The organism is Hydrogenophaga intermedia (assembly GCF_023715105.1).
Lineage (GTDB): Bacteria > Pseudomonadota > Gammaproteobacteria > Burkholderiales > Burkholderiaceae_C > Hydrogenophaga > Hydrogenophaga intermedia_A.
On sequence record NZ_JAMBNO010000006.1, the window covers coordinates 186477 to 209490 of the forward strand.

Here is a 23014-nt window from a genome sequence, read left to right on the forward strand (position 1 = left end):
CCCGGGCGGCGCCGGGGTGTCAGGGTATCGCCGGCTGCTCGATGGCTTCGGTGAGTTCCAGCCAGCGGCCTTCGAGCTCGCTGTTCTCCTGATCGATGGCCTTGAGCTCGCGGCCGGCCTGCGCAAGGCGGGCCGGGTCCTGTGTGGCCATGAGCTCGGCTTCGATGCGGCTGCGTTGCTCGCCCAGCTGTGCCATGCGCTGCTCCACCTGCGCCAGTTCCTTCTTCAAGGGGCGCAGGCGCTCGTTGAGTTCCTTCTGGCGCTGGGCGTCGGCGCGGCGGTCCACCACGGCCGGCGCGGGCGCGGGTGCGGCTGCGGATGCGGATGCGGATGCGGACGGCTCGGCCGCGCGGGCTTGCTCGCGCTGGGCCTCGCGCGCCTGTTTGGCCACGTCCAGCAGGTAACGCTGGTAGTCGTCGAGGTCGCCGTCGAACGGGGAGATGCCGCCGCGCGAGACGAGCCAGAACTCGTCGCACACCGCGCGCAGCAGCGAGCGGTCGTGGCTCACCAGCATCACCGTGCCTTCGAACTCGTTGAGCGCCACCGACAGCGCCTCGCGCGTGGCGAGGTCGAGGTGGTTGGTGGGCTCGTCGAGCAGCAGCAGGTTGGGGCGTTGCCAGACGATCATGCACAGCACCAGGCGCGCTTTCTCGCCACCGCTCATGCTGCCCACGGCCTGGAACACCTGATCGCCGGTGAAATTGAAGCTGCCCAGGAAGCTGCGCAGATCCTGCTCGCGCGTGGGCTGCCCACTCAGGCGGCCTTGCGCGGTGGTCTCCTTGACCAGCCGGATCATGTGCTCCAGCGGGTTGTCGCGTGGGCTGAGCACATCGAGTTCCTGCTGCGCGAAGTAGCCGATGCTCAGGCCCTTGCCTTCGGTGACGGTGCCGGCCAGCGGCGCCAGGGTACGCGCGATGGTCTTGACCACCGTGGACTTGCCCTGGCCGTTGGCGCCCAGGATGCCGATGCGCTGGCCCGCGAGGACCGAGCGGTTGACGCCGCGCACGATGGTGACGGGCGGCCCGCCGTCTTCGCCGGGGTAGCCGAAATCCACGTCCTGCAGCACCAGCATGGGGTTGGGCAGGTTGGCGGGTTCGCTGAACTCGAACGTGAATTCGGCGTCGGCCAGCACCGGCGCGATGCGCTCCATGCGCTCCAGCGCCTTCACGCGGCTTTGTGCCTGCTTGGCTTTGCTGGCCTTGGCCTTGAAGCGATCGATGAACTTCTGCAGGTGGGCGATCTTGTCCTGCTGGCGCGCGAACGAAGCCTGCTGCAGCGCAATCTGCTCGGCGCGCATGTCTTCGAAGCGGCTGTAGTTGCCGCCGTAGCGCTTGAGCTGCGCGTGCTCGATGTGCACGGTGACGTCAGTAACCGTGTCGAGGAACTCGCGGTCGTGGCTGATGACGAGCAGCGTGCCCGGGTAGCGCTGCAGCCAGGCTTCGAGCCAGACCAGGGCGTCCAGGTCGAGGTGGTTGGTGGGTTCGTCGAGCAGCAGCAGTTCGCTCGGGCACATGAGCGCGCGCGCCAGTTGCAGGCGCATGCGCCATCCGCCGGAGAAGCTGTTGACCGGGCGTTCTAGTTCGTCGAGCTTGAAACCCAGGCCGAGGATGAGGGCCTGCGCGCGCGCGGTGGCGTCGTGCGCGCCGGCGTCGTGCAGTGCCATGTAGGCGTGGGCCATGCGCTCACCATCGTCGCTGGCCTCGGCTTCGGTCACCTCGCGCTCGGCGGCTAGCAGCGTCACGTCGCCTTCCACCACGAAGCGCGTCGCGTTCTGGTCGGTCTCGGGCATGTCCTGCGCCACCTGCGCCATGCGCCACTGCGCGGGCACATGGAAGTCGCCCTTGTCTTCGTGCAGGGTGCCGTCGAGCAGGCGGAACAGGCTCGATTTGCCGACGCCGTTGCGGCCCACGAGGCCGACCTTTTCACCCGGGTTGATGGTGAGCGAGGCGCCGTCGAGCAGCACCTTGGCGCCGCGGCGCAGCACCACATCGCGAAGGGTGATCATCGTGCGTCTCCCATGATCATCTCGCGCGTGAGCAGCAGCACCTGGTCATCGCCTGCGCTGGTGCTCATCCACACCGGATTCAGTTGCGGGAAGGCGGCTTCGAAGAACGAGCGTTCGTTGCCGATTTCCAGCACGAGCACGCCCTGTGCGCGAAGGCAGCGTGGCGCATCGCGCAGCAGTGCGCGCACGAAGTCCATGCCGTCGTCGCCGCCGGCCAGGGCGAGTTCGGGCTCGGCGCGGTACTCGGCAGGCAGAGCAGCCATGCTCTGCGCGTTCACGTAGGGAGGGTTGCACAGGATCAGGTCCCAGGGCCCGGGGCAAGCGGCCAGGCCGTCGCTCGGCACGAGCGCAATGCGGTCCTGCAGGCCGTGTCTGTCCACGTTGATGCGCGCCACAGCCAGTGCGTCGGCCGAGAGGTCGGCGCCAGTCACGCGCACCTCGGGCCAGGCCATGGCGGCCAGCACTGCCAGGCTGCCGTTGCCAGTGCACAGGTCGAGCACGTCGCGCGTGGCGTCGCTCAGCCAGGGGTCGATGCTGCCGTCGGCGATGAGTTCGGCAATGAAACTGCGCGGCACGATGGTGCGCCGGTCCACGTGGAAGGGCACGCCTTGCAGCCACGCCTCGCCCGTGAGGTAGGCCGCGGGCTCGCGGGTGTTGATGCGGCGCTCGATCAGCTCGTTCACGGCGCGAGACTCGTCGTCGGTGACGGCACGTTCGGCGAGCGCGTCGAGGTCGGCATCCAGCGGCAGACCCAGTCGCCACAACACCAGCCAGGCGGCTTCGTCATGCGCGTTGGTGGTGCCGTGGCCATAGGCCAGGTTCGCGGCGTCCAGGCGGGCTTCGGCCTGGGCCAGCAGTTCGTTCAGGTTCACGGGGTCGGGCGGCGTGTGCCGCTGGGGTTCAGGCGGTCTGCGTCGCGTGCACATGCAGGTTGTGCAGCGTGCGGCGGTAGATCGCGGTCAGGGGTTCGATGTCGGCGAGCACCACGTGCTCGTCGATCTTGTGGATGGTGGCGTTGGGCGGGCCGAGTTCGATCACCTGCGGGCAGACCTGCGCGATGAAGCGCCCGTCGCTGGTGCCGCCGGTGGTGGAGAGTTCGGTCTCGATGCCGGTCTCGTCGCGGATCGCATCGCGCACTGCCTCCACCAGCGCAGCCGGGGTGGTGAGAAAAGGCCGCCCACCAAGCGTCCAGGCGATGTGATGGTCGGCGTCGGGTCGCAGGCCGTGGCGCGCGAGGATTTCGACCACCTGCGCCTGCAGCGACTCGGGCGTGCGCTCGGTGCTGAAGCGGAAGTTGAAATCGATCACCACGCTGCCCGGGATCACGTTGGTGGCACCCGTGCCGCCGTGGATGTTGCTGATCTGCCAGCTGGTGGGCGGGAAGTACGCGTTGCCGCGGTCCCACTCGGTGGTGGCGAGTTCTGCGAGCGCAGGCGCAGCCAGGTGAATCGGGTTGCGTGCCAGGTGCGGATAGGCGATGTGACCCTGCACGCCCCTGACGGTGAGCTTGCCGCTCAGCGTGCCGCGGCGGCCGTTCTTGATCATGTCGCCGGTGCGTTGCACCGAGGTGGGCTCGCCGACGATGCACCAGTCGAGCCGCTCGCCGCGCGCCTTGAGCGCCTCGCACACCACCACCGTGCCGTCCAGCGCCGGGCCTTCTTCGTCGCTGGTGAGCAGAAAGGCGATGTCGATGCCCGGGTCGGGCTGCTCGGCCAGAAAGCGCTCGCAGGCCACCACCATTGCGGCAATCGAGGTCTTCATGTCGCTTGCCCCGCGGCCGTAGAGCTTGCCGTCGCGGTGGCTGGGCACGAAGGGGTCGCTGGCCCAGGCTTCGCGCGGGCCGGTGGGCACCACGTCGGTGTGGCCGGCAAAGATGAGCGTGGGGCGCTCGCCGGTGCCGCGGCGCGCCCAGAGGTTGCTCACGCGAAAGTCATCGGGTCCGCTGTCCAGCCGTTCACAGGCAAAGCCCAGGGGCTTCAGGCGCGCGGCGATCAGGTCCAGGCAGCCTTCGTCGCGCGGCGTGACGGACGGGCGGGCGATCAGGGCTTCGGCCAGGCGCAGGGTGTCGGACATGAGGTCGGTCAGAACTTGACGTCCAGCGTGAACTCGGTGAACGAGGGGGCGTCGGTGGCTTCTTCCTCGTGCCCGTCCATGCCCGGCGCGGTGCTGGGCTGGAAGTCGTTCTGCAGGCGCCAGAGCAGGTTGTTGGGCGAGTCGGCGTTGGCCAGGCCCTCTTCGCGCGAGACCAGGCCCTCATGGATCAGGCGCGCCAGGTCCTGTTCGAAGGTCTGAGAGCCTTCGGCCAGCGATTTCTCCATGGCGTCGCGCACGCCGGAGAAGTCGGCCTTCTGGATAAGGTCGGAGATGAGCGCTGTGTTCAGCAGCACTTCCATGGCGGGCACGCGCGAGCCCGCAGGTGTGCGAAGCAGGCGCTGCGAGACGATCGCGCGCAAGGCGGCCGACAGGTCGCCCAGCATGGTGGGGCGCACCTCCACCGGGTAGAAGCTCAGGATGCGGTTGAGCGCCTGGTAGCTGTTGTTGGCGTGCAGGGTGGCCAGCACCAGGTGGCCCGACTGTGCGTAGGCCAGCGCCGCCGACATCGTTTCGCGGTCGCGGATCTCGCCGATCAGGATCACGTCGGGCGCCTGCCGCAGCGCATTCTTGAGCGCGGTCTGCAGCGAGGCGGTGTCGGGCCCGATCTCGCGCTGGTTGATGACCGAGCGCTTGTTGCGGTAGGTGTATTCGATCGGGTCTTCGACGGTGAGGATGTGGCCGCTGACGCGCTCGTTGCGGTGGTCGATCATGGCGGCCAGCGTGGTGCTCTTGCCCGCGCCGGTGGCGCCCACCATCAGGATCAGGCCGCGCTTGTCCATGATCAGGTCGCCCAGGATCGGCGCCACGTTGAGCGTGTCCAGCGGGGGAATGTCGCTCGGCACGTAGCGGATCACCACGGCGATGGAGCCGCGCTGGCGCAGCGCGCTCACGCGGAAGTTGCCCAGGCCTTCGAGCGGCACGCCCATGTTGAGTTCGCCGGTCTCCACCAGCTCCTCGATGCGCGTGGGCGGCACGATCTCGGCGAGCAGGTTGCGCGGCGCATCCGGCGGCAGCACCTGGCTGTTGATCGGGATCACCTGGCCGTTGATCTTGATCATCGCCGGCGCATGGGCCGTGAGATACACGTCCGAGGCCTTCTTCTCGGCCATCAGGCGCAGGATGCGCTCCATCGTTCCGCTGCTCATGCCGTTCCCTTTGGTTGGGTTGAACTCAGTCTCGCAGGAGGTCGTTCAGGCTGGTCTTGGCGCGCGTCTGCGCGTCCACGCGCTTGACGATGATGGCCGCGTACAGGCTGTACTTGCCGCCGTCCTTGGGCAGGCTGCCGCTGATGACCACCGAGCCCGCGGGCACGCGGCCGTAGCTCACCTCGCCCGTGGCGCGGTCGTAGATCGGGGTGCTCTGGCCGATGTACACGCCCATGCTGATCACCGAGTTTTCCTCGACGATGACGCCTTCGACGACCTCGGAACGCGCGCCGATGAAGCAGTTGTCTTCGATGATGGTCGGGTTGGCCTGCAGCGGCTCGAGCACACCACCCAGACCCACGCCGCCCGAGAGGTGCACGTTCTTGCCAACCTGGGCGCAACTGCCCACGGTGGCCCAGGTATCGACCATGGTGCCTTCGTCCACATAGGCGCCGATGTTGACGTAGCTGGGCATCAGGATGGCGCCCTTGGCGATGAAACTGCCGCGGCGGGCCACGGCCGGTGGTACCACGCGAACGCCGGTGGCCTTCATCTGCTCGGCATCGAGGTGCGCGAACTTGGTCTGCACCTTGTCGAAGAAGCCGAGATCGCCGGCGCGCATCACCTCGTTGTCCTTCAGGCGGAACGAGAGCAGCACCGCCTTCTTGATCCACTGATGCACCGTCCACTGGCCCACGCCCTGGCGCGTGGCCACGCGCAGGCGGCCCTTGTTGAGTTCGGCGATCACGTGCTCGACGGCGTCGAGCACTTCCTTCGGCGCAGCGGCGGGCGAGAGGGAGGCGCGGTTGTCCCACGCGGTGTCGATGATGGATTGCAGTTGCTGGGACATGAAACGTCGGGCGTTGAGGGTTGAGCGTTGAGCGGTGGACGAGGGGTCAGGCGTTGGCGCGGCAGAAATCGGCGATGCGGTGGGCGGCTTCGAGGCATTCGTCCACGCCAGCCACCAGGGCCAGGCGCACACGGCCGGCACCCGGGTTGACATCCTGCACGGTGCGCGCGAGATAGCTGCCCGGCAGGACGGTCACATTGTATTGAGCGAGCAGTTCACGGGCGAAGGCTTCATCGGCACTTTGGCCCGGGGTGTGCTGCGCAAAGCGCGCCGGCACGCCGGCCCACAGGTAAAAGGACGCGTCGGGCAACGCGACGTCGAGCACGTCGGCCAGCAAGGGTGTGACCTGCGCGAACTTCTCGCGGTACAGGCGCCGGTTCTCCACCACATGGGCCTCGTCGTTCCAGGCGGCCACGCTGGCGGCCTGCACCACCGGGCTCATGGCGCCGCCGTGGTAGGTGCGATAGAGCAGGAAGGCCTTCATCAGCTCGGCATCGCCGGCCACGAAGCCGCTGCGCAGTCCGGGCACGTTGCTGCGCTTGGACAGGCTGGTGAAGGCCACCAGGCGCTTGAAATCGCTGCGACCGAGTTGCGCCGCGGCCTGCAGGCCGCCCAGCGGGGCTTCGTCGCGGAAGTAGATCTCGCTGTAGCACTCGTCGGAGGCGATCACGAAGCCGTATCGGTCGCTCAGGTCGAACAGCTTGCGCCACTCGTCCAGCGGCATCACCGCGCCCGCCGGGTTGCCGGGCGAGCACACGTAGATGAGCTGCGTGCGGGCCCACACCGCCTCGGGCACGCCGTCCCAGTCGACCGCGAAATTGCGCGCCGCCACGCTGGGCACATAGTGCGGCTGGGCGCCCGCGAGCAGCGTGGCGCCTTCGTAGATTTGATAGAAGGGGTTGGGGCAGAGCACCGTGGCGCCAGCCTGCGTCGGGTCGATCACCACCTGCGCAAACGCGAACAGCGCCTCGCGCGAACCGTTCACCGGCAGCACCTGGGTGGCAGGGTCCAGCGCCACGCCGTAGCGCCGCTGCACCCAACCCGCACAGGCCTCGCGCAGGCGCGGCTCGCCCGCGGTGGCGGGGTAGGCTGAAAGGCCGTTGGCCAGCGCATCGGCCAGGGCGCGCTTGAGGAAATCGGGCGCGGCGTGCTTGGGTTCGCCGATGCCCAGGCTGATGGGACGGTGGGCGGGCGAGGGCGTGACGCCCGCGAAGAGCCGGCGCAGCCGTTCGAAGGGGTAGGGCTGCAGCCGCTGGAGCAGGGGGTTCATGGCGGGCGATTATCGGCGCTGGGCCGATACCGCCCCCGGGCATCGGGCTTCGGTGCGGCCGCCCCGGCAGTCAGGCGCCGCGCAGGCGCACGGCGCGCGTGCGCAGGTGCTGGAAGAGCTGGTCCAGCGAGAGCAGCAGCGTGAGCATGACCGTGGTGCCGATCACCAGCAGGGGCAACCTGAAGGACGAGATGTAGCCCGCGCCCTGGGGAATGGCGGTGCGCTCGCTGGTCGTGCACACGAATTCGGCGGCGGCCATGCCGGTGTAGTGCATCGCACACACGGCCACGCCCATGGCGAGCGAGGCGGCCACGCGCCGGCCCAGCGTGGGGCTGTTGAACGCCAGCCAGAGGGCGGCGGTGGCGGCCACCACGGCGATCAGCATGGACGCACCGACCAAAGCCATGTCCCACGAGATGAAGCCGTAGATCTTGAGCCCGAACATGCCGAGGTAGTGCATCACCACCACGCTCATGCCGAGCAGGAGACCCGCCATCAGCAGCCGGGGCAGGCTGTCGGGCCGGCGCGCGGCCATCGCCACCGAGCCGGCCGTGGCGGCCACCGCCACCGCGAGTGAGGTGAAGGTCTCCAGCATCGAGTAGCTGCTGCCCACGTCCAGGCGCAGTGCCAGCATGCCGATGAAGTGCATGGACCACACGCCCACGCCGCCCAGGGCCACGCCCACTGCCAGCACGTTGATCCAGTCCAGGCGGCCCCTGCTCGCATACAGCCGGGTGGCGGCGCTCAAGGCGACGAAAGAGCCGACCACGGCGAAAGCGAAGGACAGGGCGATGAGGCCCGGATCCCAGGTGGTGTTGACGATGGTGTTCATGTGGCGCGCTCCGTGGGGTGCTTGGGTATGTAAGACGGGCGCGATTCTGTTGGCATGCTGCCAGTCGAACAAGCCTGCATCGGCATCTTTTGGCCTAGGCCGTTAAAAAATGCACCGATCAGTTCACATTTGATCGGGTGAGCCCAGGCTGCCAGCGCCCCGCCGGGCGGCACGGGGGCCGCAGGTATCATCCCGCGTCGGTCCGAACGGGCCGACGCTCCCCTGCCAACGCCGACATCCCCGGACCGCGCCGTGCGTCTCAACTCGATCAAGCTCTCCGGCTTCAAGTCCTTCGCCGAACCCACCAACTTCATGCTCCCCGGCCAGCTGGTCGGTGTGGTGGGGCCCAACGGTTGCGGCAAGTCAAACATCATGGACGCGGTCCGCTGGGTGCTCGGCGAGTCCAAGGCGTCCGAGCTGCGTGGTGAATCCATGCAGGACGTGATCTTCAACGGCACCACCAGCCGCAAGCAGGCCAGCCGCGCCAGCGTGGAGCTGGTGTTCGACAACAGCGACCACCGCGCCGGCGGCCAGTGGGGCCAGTTCACCGAAATCGCCGTCAAGCGCGTGCTCACGCGCGACGGCACCAGCAGCTACTACATCAACAACCAGCCGGTGCGCCGCCGCGACGTGCAGGACGTGTTCCTCGGCACCGGCCTGGGCCCGCGCGCTTACGCCATCATCGGCCAGGGCACCATCAGCCGCATCATCGAGAGCAAGCCCGAAGAGTTGCGCCTGTTCCTCGAGGAAGCCGCGGGCGTCTCCAAGTACAAGGAGCGCCGGCGCGAGACCGCCCACCGCCTGGCGGACACGCGCGAGAACCTCACGCGGGTGGAAGACATCCTGCGCGAGCTCAACGCCAACCTCGACAAGCTGGAAAAGCAGGCCGAAGTGGCCGCCCAGTACCACGCGCTCAACGCGTCGGCCACGCTCAAGCAGCACCAGCTGTGGTTCCTCAAGCGCGCCGAGGCCGAGGCGGACCAGGCGCGCGTCCAGAAGGACGCTGCCCAGGCCGTGAACGACCTGGAGTCGCGCACCGCCGACCTGCGCCGCATCGAAAGCGAACTGGAGACCATCCGCCAGGCGCACTACGCCGCGGGCGATCAGGTGAACCAGGCCCAGGGCAAGCTCTACGAGGCCAGCGCCGAGGTCGGCAAGCTCGAGGCCGAGATCCGCTTCGTGGTGGAAGGCCGTCAGCGTGTGGAGCAGCGCCTGGCACAGCTCAAGGAGCAGATCGCCTCCTGGTCCACGCGCACGCAGGACGCGTCGGTGGAACTGGAGCAGATCGCCGAGAAGATGGTCGCCGCCGAGGAGCAATCCGTGGTGCTGGCGGCGCAGGGCGAGGAGCAGGCCGGCGCGCTGCCCGCGTTGGAAGACGCATTGCGCGCGGCGCAGGCCCGGGCCAATGAGCAACGCACGGCCGTGGGGCAGGTGCAGCAGCAAATCCAGGTGCTGGCGGCCGAGCAGCGCAGCATCGAGGAGCAGACCCGCGGCCTGAGCCAACGCCGCGAACGCCTCGCGGCCGACCGCAACGCGCTCGCCGCGCCCGATGAAGCGCGCCTGCTCAACGCCACCAGTGCTTTGCAGACGGCGCAGGCCCTGGCCGAAGAAACCGACGCCCGCCTGCACGACCTGCAGGACCAGGTGCCGCAGCTGGACGAGGCGCGCCGCCAGGCCCAGACCGAGGTGAACAGCCAGTCGGCGAAGCAGGCCGACCTGAGCGCTCGCCTGGAAGCGCTCAAGGCGTTGCAGGAAAAGGTGCGCACCGACGGCAAGCTCAAGCCCTGGCTCGCGAAGCATGGGCTCGATGGCTTGCAGGGCTTGTGGAGCCGCATCCATGTGGAGCCGGGTTGGGAGAACGCGCTCGAAGCCGCGCTGCGTGAGCGTCTGGGCGCGCTCGAGGTGTCGCGCCTGGAGATGGTGCGCGCCTTCGCCACCGACGCGCCGCCCACGCGCCTGGCCTTCTACCAGCCACCGCCCGGCGCCGCCGTGAACCCGGGCCAGGGTGCGCTCAAGCCGCTGGCCAGCTGGCTGCGCCTGAACGACGCCGCGCAGCAAGCCTTGTTGGGCGACTGGCTTCGCGGTTGCTACAGCGCGGCCAGCCTGGACGAAGCCCTGGCCCAGCGCGCGCAGCTGCAGGCTGGCGAAACCATTTTTGTGGCCAGCGGCCACGCCGTCAGCGCGCACAGCGTGGCCTTCTACGCGCCCGACAACGAGCAGGCCGGCCTGCTGGCGCGCGCACAGGAAATCGAGAACCTGGACAAGCAGCTCAAGGCCCAGGTGCTGATCGCCGAGCAGGCGCGCGCCGCGCTGGTGCGAGCCGAGGCCGCGTACAGCGAAGCCTCGCAGCGCCTGGTGGGCGCGCGCCGCGAGGCCGCCGAGGCCCAGGGCCGCGCGCACGAGCTGCAGGTGGAAGCCATGCGCCTGACGCAGCAGGCCGAGCAGACCCGTGCGCGCAGCGAGCAGATCGGCTCCGATCTGGCCGAGGTCGACCAGCAGCTTGAAGACCTGCAGGAGCGGCGGGTGACGGCCGAAGCCCGCTTCGAAGAGCTGGACATGCAGCTCGCCGACAGCCAGGAGCGACACGCCCAGCTCGACGATGCCGTGATCGAGGCCGAGCGCAAGCTCAACCAGGCGCGCGAGCAGCAGCGCGCGCTGGAGCGTACCGCGCAGGAGGCCGCGTTCTCGCTGCGCAGCCTGCAGGCGCGCCAGGCCGAACTGCAGCGCGCCATCGACACCGCCGGCCAGCAAGAAAAAGCGCTGGTGGACGAGGAACAGCGCGCACGCGACGAGTTCGCGCGCCTGAGCGACGCCGCCGCCCAGGCCGGCCTGCAGACCGCGCTGGCCGCCAAGGCCGAGCGCGAGCAGGCCCTGGCGGCACTGCGCAGCCAGTACGACGATCTCACGATGAAGCTGCGCGCCAGCGACGAGCGTCGCCTGCAGCTCGAGCGCGAGCTGGAGCCACTGCGCAGCCGCATCACCGACTTTCAGCTCAAGGAGCAGGCCGCGCGCCTGGGCGTGGAGCAGTACAGCCAGATGCTCGACGAAGCGCAGGCCGATCGCGCCGCGATTGCGCAGAGCATCACCGAAGGCAACGTGCGGCTGGCCGGTCTGCAGGGCGAGATCGACCGGCTGCACCGCGACATCCAGGCGCTCGGCGCGGTCAACCTCGCCGCACTCGATGAGCTCACCGCCGCGCGCGAGCGCAAGACCTTCCTCGATGCGCAGTCGGCGGACCTCAACGAGGCCATCAACACCCTCGAAGACGCGATCAAGAAGATCGACAACGAGACGCGCGACCTGCTCGGCTCCACCTTCGAGACCGTCAACCAGCACTTCGGCAAGATGTTCCCCGAGCTCTTCGGCGGCGGCAACGCCAGGCTGGTGATGACGGGCGAGGAAATCCTGGACGCCGGCGTGCAGGTGATGGCCCAGCCACCCGGCAAGAAGAACCAGACCATTCACCTGCTCTCGGGCGGCGAGAAGGCGCTCACCGCCATCGCGCTGGTGTTCGCCATCTTCCAGCTCAACCCGGCGCCGTTCTGCCTGCTCGACGAGGTGGACGCGCCGCTGGACGACGCCAACACCGAGCGCTACGCAAAGCTCGTGACCGCCATGAGCAAGGAAACACAGTTCCTCTTCATCAGCCACAACAAGATCGCGATGGAAATGGCGCAGCAACTCATTGGCGTGACCATGCAGGAGCAGGGCGTCTCGCGCATCGTGGCGGTGGACATGGAGTCCGCCGCCGGCATGCTGGAACCGACCTGAGGACCGCCCGCCCATGAACAGCCTGCAAATCGGTCTGGCGGTCATCGGCGGGCTGGTGCTGGCCGCCGTGGTGGCCTACAACGCCTGGGTGACGCGCCAGAACGCCCCACGCACGGTGCGCGAGCGCGGGACGGCGGCCACCGCCGAGCCCATCGAGCCCTCCCTCGACGCCCTGGGCGGCCCTTTGGCCGAACGCCGCGAGCCGGTGCTGGACGATGGCGAACCCGAAGGCAGTGCCGAGGTGCCCACGGTTCCCGCGGCGCTGATGGCCGATCACGACGCCGCCCCCGCACCCATGGCGCCCGTGCTGCCCATGGGCGAGCGCCGGGCCACGCCCGCGCTGGATGCGCTGATCGACGTCATCGCGCCGTTGGCGCTGGAGACCGAGGTCTCGGGCGAGGCGGTGCTCGCCGCGCTGCCGGCCACGCGCCGCGTGGGCAGCAAACCCTTTGCGGTGGAAGGCCTGCCGCTCAACGGCAACGATTGGGAAAGCCCTCGCCCCGGCCAGCGCTACCGCGCCTTGCAGGCCGGTGTTCAGCTCGCCAACCGTGCCGGCGCGCTCAACGACATCGAGTTCTCCGAATTCGTGGTCAAGGCCCAGGCCTTCGCCGATGCCGTGGGTGCCACGCCCGATTTCCCGGACATGCGGGCCGAGGTGGCGCGCGCGCGCGAGCTCGATGCCTTCGCCAGCGGGCACGACGCGCAGCTCGGCATTACCTTGCGCGCGCGCCGCGCCGCCTGGAGTCCGGGCTACGTGGCCCAGCACGCGGCACAGATCGGCTTCGTGGCCGGGGCGCTGCCCGGGCGCATGGTGCTGTCGGCCTCGCAGCCCGGCCTGCCGCCGGTGCTGGTGCTCGGCTTCGATCCCCAGGCCGCCATGGCCGACGACCCGGAGCAGAGCGCGCTGCGCGAGGTGAGCTTGTCGCTGGAGGTGACGCACGTGACGCGTGCCGAGCAGCCCTTTCTGCGCCTGCGCCAGGCCGCGCAAGCCCTGGCCGAGGCCATGGACGGCGTGGTCACCGACGACAGTGGCGCGCCGCTGTCGGCCGACACCATGGACCGCATCGGCGCCGACCTCGAGGCCCTGTACGACGCGCTCGATGCGCGCGACCTCTCGGCGGGTTCGCCACAGGCGCGCCGCCTGTTCTCATGACCCCTGATCTGTTCGCCGAGCCGACGCCTGCGGCGCCGGCCGAACGCGCGGCTGCGCTGCGCGCACAACTGCACCACCACGCGCACCTGTACTACACGCTCGACGCACCCGAAATCCCCGACGCCGAGTACGACCGCCTGTTTCGCGAGCTGCAGGCGCTCGAAGCAGCGCACCCGCAGCTGATCACGCCCGATTCGCCCACGCAGCGCGTGGGGGGCACCGTGCTCAAGGAGCTCACGCCGGTGCGACACGCGGTGCCCATGCTCAGCATCCGCACCGAAACCGACACGGAAGCCAGCGGCGCGGTGGCGTTCGATACGCGCGTGCGCCGCGAACTCGGCCTGGCCGAGGGCGAACCGCCGGTGGAATACGTGGCCGAGCTCAAGTTCGATGGCCTGGCCATGAGCCTGCGCTACGAGCACGGCGTGCTGGTGCGCGCCGCCACGCGTGGCGACGGTGAGACCGGTGAAGACGTGACGCACAACGTGCGCACCATCGGGCAGATACCCTTGCGCTTGCCTGAGGGCGTACCCGACGTGCTGGAGGTGCGTGGCGAGGTCTACATGCGGCGCGATGACTTCGAGGCCCTCAACGAGCGCCAGCGCGCAAAGATTGCTGCTGGCGCCAAGGGCGAGAAGACCTTCGTCAACCCGCGCAATGCCGCGGCCGGTGCCGTGCGCCAGCTCGATTCGGCCATTGCCGCGCAACGGCCGTTGAGCTTCTTCGTCTACGGCTGGGGTGAGGTGGTGGGCGACGCCGACGCACCGCAAACCCAGCATGGCTGGCTGATGCGCCTGAAGGCCTGGGGCTTTCCGGTCGCCGCGCAAACCGCGGTGTGCGTGGGTGCCGATGAACTCGTGGCTTTTCACCGCCGCATCGGCGAACAGCGCGACCAGCTCCCCTACGACATCGACGGCGTGGTCTACAAGGTCAACAGCCTGGCGCTGCAACAGCGTCTGGGCTTCGTCACACGCGAGCCACGCTGGGCCGTGGCGCACAAGTACCCGGCGCAGGAACAGCTCACCACCGTGGTGGCGATCGACGTGCAGGTTGGCCGCACCGGCAAGCTCACCCCGGTGGCCAAGCTCGCACCGGTGTTCGTGGGCGGCGTCACGGTGACCAACGCCACCTTGCACAACGAGCTGGAAGCGCGCCGCAAGGACGTGCGCGTGGGTGACACCGTGATCGTGCGCCGCGCGGGCGATGTGATCCCCGAGGTCGTTTCGGTGCTGGTCGACAAGCGTGTCGGCAACCCGGAGCCTTTCACCATGCCCGCGCACTGCCCGGTGTGCGGCAGCGCGGCCGTGCGCGAGGAGGGCGAGGCTGACCACCGCTGCACCGGCGGCCTGTTCTGCGCCGCGCAGCGCAAGCAGGCCATCCTGCATTACGCGCAACGGCGCGCGGTCGACATCGAGGGCCTGGGCGACAAGCTGGTCGAGCAGTTGGTGGACAGCGGGCTCATCAAGACCCTGCCCGATCTCTACAAGCTCGGCTTCACGGCGCTCGCCGCGCTCGAGCGCATGGCCGAGAAATCGGCGCAGAACGTGCTCGACGCGCTGGACAAGAGCAAACACACCACGCTGCCGCGCTTCCTCTTCGGCCTGGGCATTCGCCACGTGGGAGAGGCCACCGCCAAGGACCTGGCCAAGCACTTCGGCAGCCTTGACCGCATCATGGAAGCCAGCGTCGACGCGCTGCTGCAGGTCAACGACGTCGGCCCCGTGGTGGCGCAGAGCATCCGCACCTTCTTCGAGCAGCCGCACAACCGCGAGGTGGTGGAGCAGTTGCGCGCCGCCGGCGTGCAGTGGCCCGAAGGCGAGGGCGCGCAGAACACACCGCAACCCCTGCTGGGCAAGACCTTCGTGCTCACCGGCACCTTCCCCACGCTCAAGCGCGAGGACGCCAAGGCGATGCTCGAAGCCGCTGGCGCCAAGGTGGCCGGCTCGGTGAGCAAGAAAACCGACTACGTGGTGGCGGGCGCCGATGCCGGCAGCAAGCTGGACAAGGCGCAGGAACTCGGCGTGGCGGTGATCGACGAAGCCACGATGCTCGCGCTGCTCGACGCGACCAAGGACACCGCATGACGATTCACACCATCCTGAAGATGGGCGACCCGCGCCTGCTGCGCCACGCGCAGCCCGTGACCGCCTTCGACACGCCCGCGTTGCACACGCTGGTGGCGGACCTGAAGGACACCATGGCCGCGGCCAACGGCGCGGGCCTGGCGGCGCCGCAAATCGGGGTCGATCTGCAGGTCGTGATCTTCGGCAGCGGCGCGCCCAACCCGCGCTACCCCGACGCTCCCATCGTGCCGCGCACCACGCTCATCAACCCGGTGATCACGCCGCTGTCCGACGAGGAAGAAGAGGGCTGGGAGGGTTGCCTTTCGGTGCCGGGCTTGCGTGGCGTGGTGCCGCGCTGGCGGCGCATCCGCTACCAGGGCTTCGACGAGTTCGGCCGCGCCATCGACCGCGAGGCCGAGGGTTTCCATGCGCGGGTGGTGCAGCATGAGTGCGACCACCTCTGGGGCACGCTGTACCCCATGCGGGTGCGCGACTTCACCCGCTTCGGCTTCACCGAGGTGTTGTTCCCCGGGCTGGACGCGAACGACGACGACTGAAGCCTGCAAGCGGGTGGCCGGCCGTCCGCACATCGGGTAAGGCCTTTGCGGCGGTTCACACACGTTCCGGCTTCCCTCTCCACAATGCACCGCATGCGGCTCACGGGCCGCGTTGTTTTTGCTGGAGAACCCCCGATGACCACCTTGTTCGAACCCGCCGTTGCGGGTGACCTGAAGCTCAAGAACCGCGTCGTGATGGCGCCGCTCACGCGCAACCGCGCGCCGAACGCCGTGCCCACGCCGCTCATGGCCACCTACTACCGCCAGCGCGCCAGCGCCGGCCTGCTGATCACCGAGGCCACGGCCATCAGCCACCAGGGCCAGGGCTACGCCGACGTGCCGGGCCTCTACAGCCCCGAGCAGATCGCCGGCTGGAAGCAGGTGACCAATGCGGTGCACGCCGCTGGCGGCACCATCGTCACGCAGCTGTGGCACGTGGGCCGCGTGTCGCACACCGAACTGCAGCCGGGCAAGGGCGCACCCGTCGCGCCCTCGGCGATCCGCGCCAACACCAAGACCGTGCTCATCATTGACGGCAAGCCCACCTTCGTGGACGTGTCCGAGCCGCGCGCGCTGGCCACCAGCGAGCTGCCCGGCATCGTCGAGGACTACCGCCGCGCCGCGCTGGCCGCCATCGAGGCCGGCTTCGACGGCGTGGAGATCCACGCCGCCAACGGCTACCTGCTCGACCAGTTCCTCAAGACCGGGGCCAACCAGCGCACCGACGACTACGGTGGCTCCATCGCCAACCGCGCGCGCCTGCTGCTCGAGGTGGTGCGTGCCGTCGTCGGCGCCATCGGTGCCGGGCGCACCGGCATTCGCCTGTCGCCCGTCACACCCGCAAACGACGTGGTGGACGCCGATCCGCAGCCGCTGTTCGAGCACGTGGTGCGCGAGCTGGGGGCCCTGGGCCTGGCCTACATCCACGTCATCGAAGGCGCCACCGGCGGCCCGCGCGAGGTGGACGGCCGACCGTTCGACTACGCCGCGCTGCGCCGGGCCTGGCGCGCCGCGGGCGGGCAGGGTGCCTGGATGGTCAACAACGGCTACGACCTGCCGCTGGCCGAACAGTCGCTGCGCGAAGGTGCCGACCTCGTGGCCTTCGGCAAACCCTTCATCGCCAACCCCGACCTGGTGGAGCGCCTGCGCCGCGGTGGTCCGTTCAACCCGCCCGACAAGAACACGTTCTACGGTGGCGGCGAAAAGGGCTACACCGATTACCCGACGCTTGCCACTGCCTGAGCCAGCGGGCCCCCGGCGTTATCCTCGGGGGCCATGAAGCTCTACAACTACTTCCGCTCCTCGGCCTCGTTTCGCGTGCGCATCGCGCTCGCACTCAAGGGCCTGCCCTATGAGTACGTGCCGGTGCACATCGCCAAGGGCGAACACAAGCAGGCCGCCTGGGCCGATGTGCTGGCCGAGGGCCTGGTGCCCGCGCTCGAACTCGACGATGGCACGCGCCTGACGCAGTCGATGGCCATCATCGAGTACCTCGACGAAACCCAGCCCGGCGCGCGCCTGCTGCCCACCGACGCACTGGGCCGCGCCCGCGTTCGCGCGTTGTCGCAGATCGTGGCCTGCGAGATCCACCCGATCAACAATCTGCGTGTGCTCAAGTACCTGGTGCACGAGCTCAAGGTCGCCGAAGAGCCCAAGAACACCTGGTACCGCCACTGGGTGCGCACCGGTCTGGAAGCGTTCGAGAAGCAGCTCGCGGCCGGGCCCACGGGCCGTTATTGCCACGGCGACGCGCCCACCCTGGCCGACTGCTGCCTGGTACCGCAGATCTTCAACGGCCAGCGCTTCAAGGTCGATTTCAGTGGCCTGGACCGCACCATGGCCGTGTTCGACGCCTGCATGCAGCACGAGGCCTTCCAGAAAAGCCAGCCGTCGGCCTGCCCCGATGCCGAGGCCTGAAGCCAGGATCACGCCGTGACGACCGGGCCCGGGCATTTCACCCCCGAGTGGCCCGCGCCCGCGGGCGTTCGCGCGCTGTGCACCACGCGTAACGGCGGCGTGTCTGCCGCCCCCTTCGACAGCTTCAACCTGGGCGATCACGTGCGCGACGAACCGGCGGCCGTGGCCGCCAACCGCGCAGCGCTCGCCGGACTCACCGCGCCGGCGCGCCCGGTGTTTCTGCAGCAGGTACACGGCACGGCATGGATACCGCTCGATGCCACCACGCCCGACGGCGCTGTGGCCGATGCGGCGCTGGTGACTGCGCCCGGCGTGGCCGCCACCATCATGGTGGCCGACTGCCTGCCGGTGCTGTTTGCGCACGCCAGCGGCCGGGCCGTGGCCGCGGCACACGCCGGCTGGCGCGGTCTGGTGAGCGGTGTGCTGGAGGCGACGTTGCAGGCGCTGCGCGCCGCCGCAGGCCCCGGTGAGGTGATCGCATGGCTTGGCCCGGCCATCGGCCCGACCGCCTTCGAGGTGGGCGACGAGGTGCACGCTGCCTTCGTGGCGGCCGATCCGGCAGCGCGGGCCCACTTCCGCACCCACACCACGCCCGGCAAGTGGTGGGCCGATCTGCCCGCGCTCGCGCGCCAGCGGCTGCGCTCGGCCGGCGTGGCCTCGGTGCACGGCAACGACGGCGGCGCCGCCTGGTGCACCGTCAGCCAGCCGTCACGGTTCTTTTCGCACCGCCGCGACGCCACTCGCCTCGGCAGCACCGGCCGCTTCGCCGCCTGCATCTGGAGGGATTGAGCCCCCACGCTCTGCCGCCGCGCGCTCGGCGTCCTCGGCCGCCTCGCGTGCCTTGATGGCGCGCCGGCGCTGGGGCGTGCGCATCACGTAAACGATGATCGCGACGGGCAGCAGACCGTAAAGAAAAAAGGTCACAATGGCCCCAAGCACCGAGCCGGTCGTGTTTGTGGCCTCGGCCACCGACATCATCAGGACGACATACATCCAACCGATCACGATCAGGTACACGGCTTGCTTTCGGGTTGAGCTGCGTCAAGCGTTTGACAGCTGGCGCAGGGATACTTCAGACCACTTGGGGACAACGGCCGAACTGTAGGCCGCTCGCGATAGCTGAGGAGACAGGCATGGCATCAGGCAAGGAAAAAGACACCACCGACTGGGCGCAGGCCGCACAGCAGTGGCAGCAGAACCTGGTGCAGCAGTGGTCGCAGATGGCGCAGGCCATGCCCGGCGCGGCCGGCGCTGGCGTGGTTGACCCGATGGCCGCTTTTCGCGCCTTCATGCCGCCCGCACAGGGCGCCTCGCCCATGGGCATGCCCGCGCTGGGTGACCTGTTCCAGCAGGCCGCTGGCCAGGCCGTGAACATCGACCCGGCGCAGCTGCTCGAGATCCAGCAGAACTACCTGAAGGAAGCGGCCGCGCTGTGGAACCAGGGCCTGGCGGTGCAGCCCGCAGGCGACCGCCGTTTCGCCAGCGATGCCTGGTCCGCCAATCCGGTGGCGGCCTTCACCGCGGCCACCTACCTGCTCAATGCGCGCACGCTCATGGCCATGGCCGACGCGGTGCAGGGCGACGCCAAGATCCGCGCCCGGGTGCGCTTTGCCGTTCAGCAGTGGATCGATGCCAGCGCGCCGAGCAACTTCCTGGCCTTCAACGTCGAGGCGCAGAAGCGCGCGATCGAGACCCACGGCGAGAGCATCGCCAAGGGCGTAGCCAACCTGCTCAAGGACATGAAGCAGGGCCATGTCTCGATGACGGACGAGAGCGTGTTCGAAGTGGGCAAGAACGTGGCCACCACCGAAGGCGCGGTGGTATTCGAGAACGAGTTGTTCCAGCTCATCGAATACAAGCCGCTCACCGCCAAGGTGTACGAGCGGCCGTTCCTGCTGGTGCCGCCGTGCATCAACAAGTTCTACATCCTCGATCTGCAGCCCGACAACTCCTTCATCCGCTATGCGGTGGAGCAGGGCCACCGCACCTTCGTGGTGAGCTGGCGCAACCCCGACGAATCGCTGGGCGGCAAGACCTGGGACGACTACATCGAGCACGCCGTCATCAAGGCCATCGACACGGTGCGCGACATCAGTGGCGCGAAAGACATCAACGCCCTGGGCTTTTGCGTCGGCGGCACCATGCTGGGCACGGCACTGGCCGTGCTGGCCGGCCGCGGTGAGGACAAGGTGAACAGCGCCACGCTGCTCACCACGCTGATCGACTTCAGCGACACCGGTGTGCTCGATCTCTTCATCGACGAGAACTTCGTCAAGTTCCGCGAAATCCAGTTCGCCAACGGGGGCCTCATGCCCGGTCGCGACCTGGCCACCACCTTCAGCTTCCTGCGCCCGAACGACCTGGTGTGGAACTACGTGGTGGGCAACTACCTGAAGGGTGAGACACCGCCGCCCTTCGACCTGCTGTACTGGAACTCCGACAGCACCAACCTGCCCGGCCCGTATTACGCCTGGTACCTGCGCCACATGTACCTGCAGAACGACCTCATCAAGCCGGGCAAGGTCACGGTCTGCGGCCAGAAGATCGATTTCCGCAAGGTCAAGCTGCCGATCTACATCTACGGCTCGCGCGAGGACCACATCGTGCCCATCGGCGGCGCCTACGGCAGTACACAGGTGTTCCCGGGCAAGAAGCGCTTCGTGATGGGCGCCTCGGGCCACATTGCGGGCGTCATCAACCCCGCGAGCAAGGGCAAGCGCAGCCACTGGACAAGCAACGGCACCAGCTTCCCCGCGGACGTGAAGGACTGGATCGCCAACGCCACCGAACACCCCGGCAGCTGGTGGGGCGACTGGGCCGCGTGGCTCAAGCCCCTGGCCGGCAAGCAGATTCCCGCGCCCAAGGCCTATGGCCGCGCGCGGGCCTACACCGCGATCGAGCCTGCCCCGGGCCGTTACGTCAAGGCGAAAGCCTGAACCTGTTTCTCAAACCGTTGGAGACCCCCATGGAAGACATCGTCATCGTCGCCGCCGCCCGCACCGCCGTCGGCAAGTTCGGCGGCACGCTGGCCAAGACCCCGGCCACCGAGCTGGGCAGCATCGTGATCAAGGCGCTGCTGGAGCGCACCGGCCTGCCCAACGACGCCATCGGTGAGGTGATCATGGGCCAGGTGCTGGCGGCCGGTGTCGGCCAGAACCCTGCGCGCCAGGCCATGATGAAGGCCGGTGTGGCCAAGGAGACGCCGGCGCTCACCATCAACGCGGTGTGTGGCTCGGGCCTGAAGGCCGTGATGCTCGCGGCCCAGGCCATCAACGCCGGAGACAGCGAGATCGTGATCGCCGGTGGTCAAGAGAACATGAGCGCCTCGCCGCATGTGCTCAATGGCAGCCGCGACGGCCAGCGCATGGGCGACTGGAAGATGACCGACACCATGATCGTGGACGGCCTGTGGGACGTCTACAACCAGTACCACATGGGCATCACGGCCGAGAACGTGGCCAAGGCGCACGGCATCACGCGCGAGATGCAGGACGCGCTGGCCCTGGCCAGCCAGCAAAAGGCTGCTGCCGCGCAGGACGCCGGCAAGTTCAAGGCCGAGATCGTGGGCGTGAGCATTCCGCAGAAGAAGGGCGATCCGCTGGTGTTCGACGCCGACGAATTCATCAACAAGAAGACCAATGCCGAGGCCCTGGCCGGCTTGCGCCCTGCCTTCGACAAGGCGGGCAGCGTGACGGCGGGCAACGCCAGCGGCATCAACGACGGAGCTGCCGCGGTGGTGGTGATGAGCGCGAAAAAAGCAGCCTCGCTTGGCCTGAAACCGCTGGCGCGCATCGCCGCCTTCGGCACCAGCGGGCTGGACCCGGCCACCATGGGCATGGGCCCGGTGCCGGCCTCGCAGAAGGCCCTGGCGCGCGCCGGCTGGAAGGCCGCCGACGTCGACCTGTTCGAACTCAACGAAGCCTTTGCGGCCCAGGCCTGCGCGGTGAACAAGGCGCTGGACATCGACCCCGCACGCGTGAACGTCAACGGTGGGGCCATTGCCATCGGGCACCCGATCGGTGCGTCGGGTTGCCGCGTGCTGGTGACGCTGCTGCACGAGATGCAGCGCCGCGACGTCAAGCGTGGCCTGGCCGCGCTGTGCATTGGCGGCGGCATGGGGGTTTCCCTTGCTGTGGAGCGCTGAAGCCGCGGCTAGCATGAATCCATTCAACAACGACACATAGAAAGAAGGTCAACATGGGACAGAAGGTTGCATACGTTACCGGCGGCATGGGCGGCATCGGCACCGCCATCTGCCAGCGCCTGCACAAGGAGGGCTTCAAGGTCATCGCGGGCTGCGGCCCCACGCGCGATTTCACCAAGTGGATCGACGAGCAGAAGGCACTGGGTTACACCTTCTATGCCAGCGTGGGCAATGTGGCCGAGTGGGATTCGACCGTGGCTGCTTTTTCCAAGGCCAAGGCCGAGCACGGCTCCATCGACGTGCTGGTCAACAACGCCGGCATCACGCGCGACCGCATGTTCCTCAAAATGACGCGCGATGACTGGGACGCCGTCATCAGCACCAACCTGAACTCCATGTTCAACGTGACCAAACAGGTCGTGCCCGACATGGTGGAAAAAGGCTGGGGCCGCATCATCAACATCAGCTCGGTCAACGGCGAGAAGGGCCAGGCCGGCCAGACCAACTACTCGGCCGCGAAGGCCGGCATGCACGGCTTCACGATGGCGCTCGCGCAGGAGCTGGCCAACAAGGGCGTCACGGTGAACACCGTGAGCCCGGGGTACATTGGCACCGACATGGTCAAGGCCATCCGACCCGACGTGCTGGAAAAGATCGTGGCCACCGTGCCCGTCAAGCGCCTGGGCGAGCCCAGCGAGATCGCGTCCATCATTGCCTGGCTGGCGGGCGACGAAGCCGGCTATTCCACCGGTGCCGATTTCTCGGTGAACGGCGGCCTGCACATGGGCTGAGGGCCCGCGCCCCGCCGCACACCCCGCTGCGGCGGGGTTTTTTGCGCGCCTTTTACGGTGGTATTTCACGCATCGCCCCGGGCCGGGCGCTCTAGAGTGCCGGTATGTACCGGCCATTGCCCCTCGAGTCGTTCGAGCTGAACCAACCCGTTCCCATCAACATCTGGGACCCCAAGGGCACCCTGTTGCTGCGCAAGGGCGAAAAGATCACCTCGGAGCAACACCGCGGGCACCTGATGCTGCATGGCCCCGTTGTGCTGGCCAGCGACTGGCAGGCCGTGAGCTATGCCTACACAGTCGGCCCTGAAATATTCGTTTTCAGCCAGCGGTCAGTCGTGGTGCCGGCTCTCTGATTGCGTTGACGGCGAGGTTGCGCAGCATGCGAGGCCAGTTGGGCGATAGGGCTGCGGCTTGGCACAGGC

The 23014-nt window shown here is 68.5% G+C and carries 19 protein-coding genes; 11 read left to right on the plus strand and 8 right to left on the minus strand.

Features of this window, described 5'->3' with window-relative positions; translation table 11 throughout:
* Window positions 1-19 precede the first annotated feature (19 nt).
* The 7 genes from M3149_RS07655 to M3149_RS07685 form a co-directional block, all read right to left on the minus strand.
* Entirely contained in the window at window positions 20-2005 is a 1986-nt protein-coding gene (locus tag M3149_RS07655) for an ABC-F family ATP-binding cassette domain-containing protein (protein ID WP_251708745.1), read from the minus strand.
* Window positions 2002-2877: a 50S ribosomal protein L3 N(5)-glutamine methyltransferase gene (prmB, locus tag M3149_RS07660; protein WP_251708746.1), complete on the minus strand. Its 876-nt coding sequence runs from the start codon at window positions 2875-2877 to the stop codon at window positions 2002-2004. The genes M3149_RS07655 and prmB overlap by 4 nt, the downstream gene beginning before the upstream one ends.
* Before the next feature lie 28 nt (window positions 2878-2905).
* Window positions 2906-4078, minus strand: coding sequence for a succinyl-diaminopimelate desuccinylase (gene dapE, locus M3149_RS07665; RefSeq protein WP_251708747.1), 1173 nt, complete (start codon window positions 4076-4078; stop codon window positions 2906-2908).
* An 8-nt stretch (window positions 4079-4086) separates the two neighbouring features.
* Complete coding sequence (locus M3149_RS07670) at window positions 4087-5244, minus strand: PilT/PilU family type 4a pilus ATPase (RefSeq protein ID WP_251708748.1); 1158 nt, start codon at window positions 5242-5244, stop codon at window positions 4087-4089.
* Window positions 5245-5269: 25 nt separating this feature from the next.
* Window positions 5270-6094: a 2,3,4,5-tetrahydropyridine-2,6-dicarboxylate N-succinyltransferase gene (dapD, locus tag M3149_RS07675; RefSeq protein WP_251708749.1), complete on the minus strand. Its 825-nt coding sequence runs from the start codon at window positions 6092-6094 to the stop codon at window positions 5270-5272.
* Window positions 6095-6140: 46 nt separating this feature from the next.
* Window positions 6141-7364 carry a succinyldiaminopimelate transaminase gene (gene dapC / locus M3149_RS07680; RefSeq protein ID WP_251708750.1) on the minus strand — a complete coding sequence of 408 codons (1224 nt, stop codon included), beginning with the start codon at window positions 7362-7364 and terminating at the stop codon, window positions 6141-6143.
* A gap of 70 nt (window positions 7365-7434) precedes the next feature.
* A complete protein-coding gene (locus M3149_RS07685) occupies window positions 7435-8196 on the minus strand; it encodes an MHYT domain-containing protein (protein WP_251708751.1) in 762 nt (253 codons plus the stop codon).
* Window positions 8197-8448: 252 nt separating this feature from the next.
* On the opposite strand from M3149_RS07685, the gene smc reads away from it, so the two are divergent.
* The 7 genes from smc to pgeF all read left to right on the plus strand — a co-directional run bounded on the left by smc (window position 8449) and on the right by pgeF (window position 18446).
* Complete coding sequence (gene smc / locus M3149_RS07690; RefSeq protein WP_251708752.1) at window positions 8449-11967, plus strand: chromosome segregation protein SMC; 3519 nt, start codon at window positions 8449-8451, stop codon at window positions 11965-11967.
* A gap of 13 nt (window positions 11968-11980) precedes the next feature.
* Window positions 11981-13120 carry a cell division protein ZipA C-terminal FtsZ-binding domain-containing protein gene (locus M3149_RS07695; protein WP_251708753.1) on the plus strand — a complete coding sequence of 380 codons (1140 nt, stop codon included), beginning with the start codon at window positions 11981-11983 and terminating at the stop codon, window positions 13118-13120.
* Window positions 13117-15204 carry an NAD-dependent DNA ligase LigA gene (gene ligA / locus M3149_RS07700; protein ID WP_251708754.1) on the plus strand — a complete coding sequence of 696 codons (2088 nt, stop codon included), beginning with the start codon at window positions 13117-13119 and terminating at the stop codon, window positions 15202-15204. The genes M3149_RS07695 and ligA overlap by 4 nt, the downstream gene beginning before the upstream one ends.
* Window positions 15201-15740, plus strand: coding sequence for a peptide deformylase (def, locus tag M3149_RS07705; RefSeq protein ID WP_251708755.1), 540 nt, complete (start codon window positions 15201-15203; stop codon window positions 15738-15740). The genes ligA and def overlap by 4 nt, the downstream gene beginning before the upstream one ends.
* A gap of 135 nt (window positions 15741-15875) precedes the next feature.
* The gene (locus tag M3149_RS07710; RefSeq protein WP_251708756.1) at window positions 15876-16982 is read left to right on the plus strand and encodes an alkene reductase; all 1107 of its coding nucleotides are present in this window, start codon (window positions 15876-15878) and stop codon (window positions 16980-16982) included.
* Window positions 16983-17015: 33 nt separating this feature from the next.
* On the plus strand, window positions 17016-17657 hold the full coding sequence (gene maiA, locus M3149_RS07715; RefSeq protein WP_251708757.1) for a maleylacetoacetate isomerase: 642 nt from the start codon (window positions 17016-17018) through the stop codon (window positions 17655-17657).
* A 15-nt stretch (window positions 17658-17672) separates the two neighbouring features.
* Window positions 17673-18446, plus strand: a complete 774-nt coding sequence (pgeF, locus tag M3149_RS07720; RefSeq protein ID WP_251708758.1) for a peptidoglycan editing factor PgeF — start codon at window positions 17673-17675, stop codon at window positions 18444-18446.
* Here pgeF and M3149_RS07725 read toward each other — a convergent pair.
* Window positions 18366-18674, minus strand: coding sequence for a hypothetical protein (locus M3149_RS07725; protein WP_251708759.1), 309 nt, complete (start codon window positions 18672-18674; stop codon window positions 18366-18368). The two genes, pgeF and M3149_RS07725, sit on opposite strands and share 81 nt — an antisense overlap.
* 116 nt (window positions 18675-18790) lie before the next feature.
* On the opposite strand from M3149_RS07725, the gene phaC reads away from it, so the two are divergent.
* The 4 genes from phaC to M3149_RS07745 all read left to right on the plus strand — a co-directional run bounded on the left by phaC (window position 18791) and on the right by M3149_RS07745 (window position 22945).
* On the plus strand, window positions 18791-20593 hold the full coding sequence (phaC, locus tag M3149_RS07730) for a class I poly(R)-hydroxyalkanoic acid synthase (protein ID WP_251708760.1): 1803 nt from the start codon (window positions 18791-18793) through the stop codon (window positions 20591-20593).
* A 29-nt stretch (window positions 20594-20622) separates the two neighbouring features.
* The gene (locus tag M3149_RS07735; protein WP_251708761.1) at window positions 20623-21801 is read left to right on the plus strand and encodes an acetyl-CoA C-acetyltransferase; all 1179 of its coding nucleotides are present in this window, start codon (window positions 20623-20625) and stop codon (window positions 21799-21801) included.
* A 53-nt stretch (window positions 21802-21854) separates the two neighbouring features.
* Window positions 21855-22592 carry an acetoacetyl-CoA reductase gene (gene phbB / locus M3149_RS07740; RefSeq protein WP_251708762.1) on the plus strand — a complete coding sequence of 246 codons (738 nt, stop codon included), beginning with the start codon at window positions 21855-21857 and terminating at the stop codon, window positions 22590-22592.
* Window positions 22593-22696: 104 nt separating this feature from the next.
* Window positions 22697-22945: a hypothetical protein gene (locus M3149_RS07745; RefSeq protein WP_251708763.1), complete on the plus strand. Its 249-nt coding sequence runs from the start codon at window positions 22697-22699 to the stop codon at window positions 22943-22945.
* Window positions 22946-23014 lie beyond the last annotated feature (69 nt).

Coding starts and splice junctions, on each gene's coding strand:
- M3149_RS07655 (WP_251708745.1), bottom strand. CDS start 2,005: ATGATCACCCTTCGCGATGTGGTGCTGCGCCGCGGCGCCAAGGTGCTG.
- dapE (WP_251708747.1), bottom strand. CDS start 4,078: ATGTCCGACACCCTGCGCCTGGCCGAAGCCCTGATCGCCCGCCCGTCC.
- M3149_RS07670 (WP_251708748.1), bottom strand. CDS start 5,244: ATGAGCAGCGGAACGATGGAGCGCATCCTGCGCCTGATGGCCGAGAAG.
- dapD (WP_251708749.1), bottom strand. CDS start 6,094: ATGTCCCAGCAACTGCAATCCATCATCGACACCGCGTGGGACAACCGC.
- dapC (WP_251708750.1), bottom strand. CDS start 7,364: ATGAACCCCCTGCTCCAGCGGCTGCAGCCCTACCCCTTCGAACGGCTG.
- M3149_RS07685 (WP_251708751.1), bottom strand. CDS start 8,196: ATGAACACCATCGTCAACACCACCTGGGATCCGGGCCTCATCGCCCTG.
- M3149_RS07695 (WP_251708753.1), top strand. CDS start 11,981: ATGAACAGCCTGCAAATCGGTCTGGCGGTCATCGGCGGGCTGGTGCTG.
- ligA (WP_251708754.1), top strand. CDS start 13,117: ATGACCCCTGATCTGTTCGCCGAGCCGACGCCTGCGGCGCCGGCCGAA.
- def (WP_251708755.1), top strand. CDS start 15,201: ATGACGATTCACACCATCCTGAAGATGGGCGACCCGCGCCTGCTGCGC.
- M3149_RS07710 (WP_251708756.1), top strand. CDS start 15,876: ATGACCACCTTGTTCGAACCCGCCGTTGCGGGTGACCTGAAGCTCAAG.
- maiA (WP_251708757.1), top strand. CDS start 17,016: ATGAAGCTCTACAACTACTTCCGCTCCTCGGCCTCGTTTCGCGTGCGC.
- phaC (WP_251708760.1), top strand. CDS start 18,791: ATGGCATCAGGCAAGGAAAAAGACACCACCGACTGGGCGCAGGCCGCA.
- M3149_RS07735 (WP_251708761.1), top strand. CDS start 20,623: ATGGAAGACATCGTCATCGTCGCCGCCGCCCGCACCGCCGTCGGCAAG.
- phbB (WP_251708762.1), top strand. CDS start 21,855: ATGGGACAGAAGGTTGCATACGTTACCGGCGGCATGGGCGGCATCGGC.
- M3149_RS07745 (WP_251708763.1), top strand. CDS start 22,697: ATGTACCGGCCATTGCCCCTCGAGTCGTTCGAGCTGAACCAACCCGTT.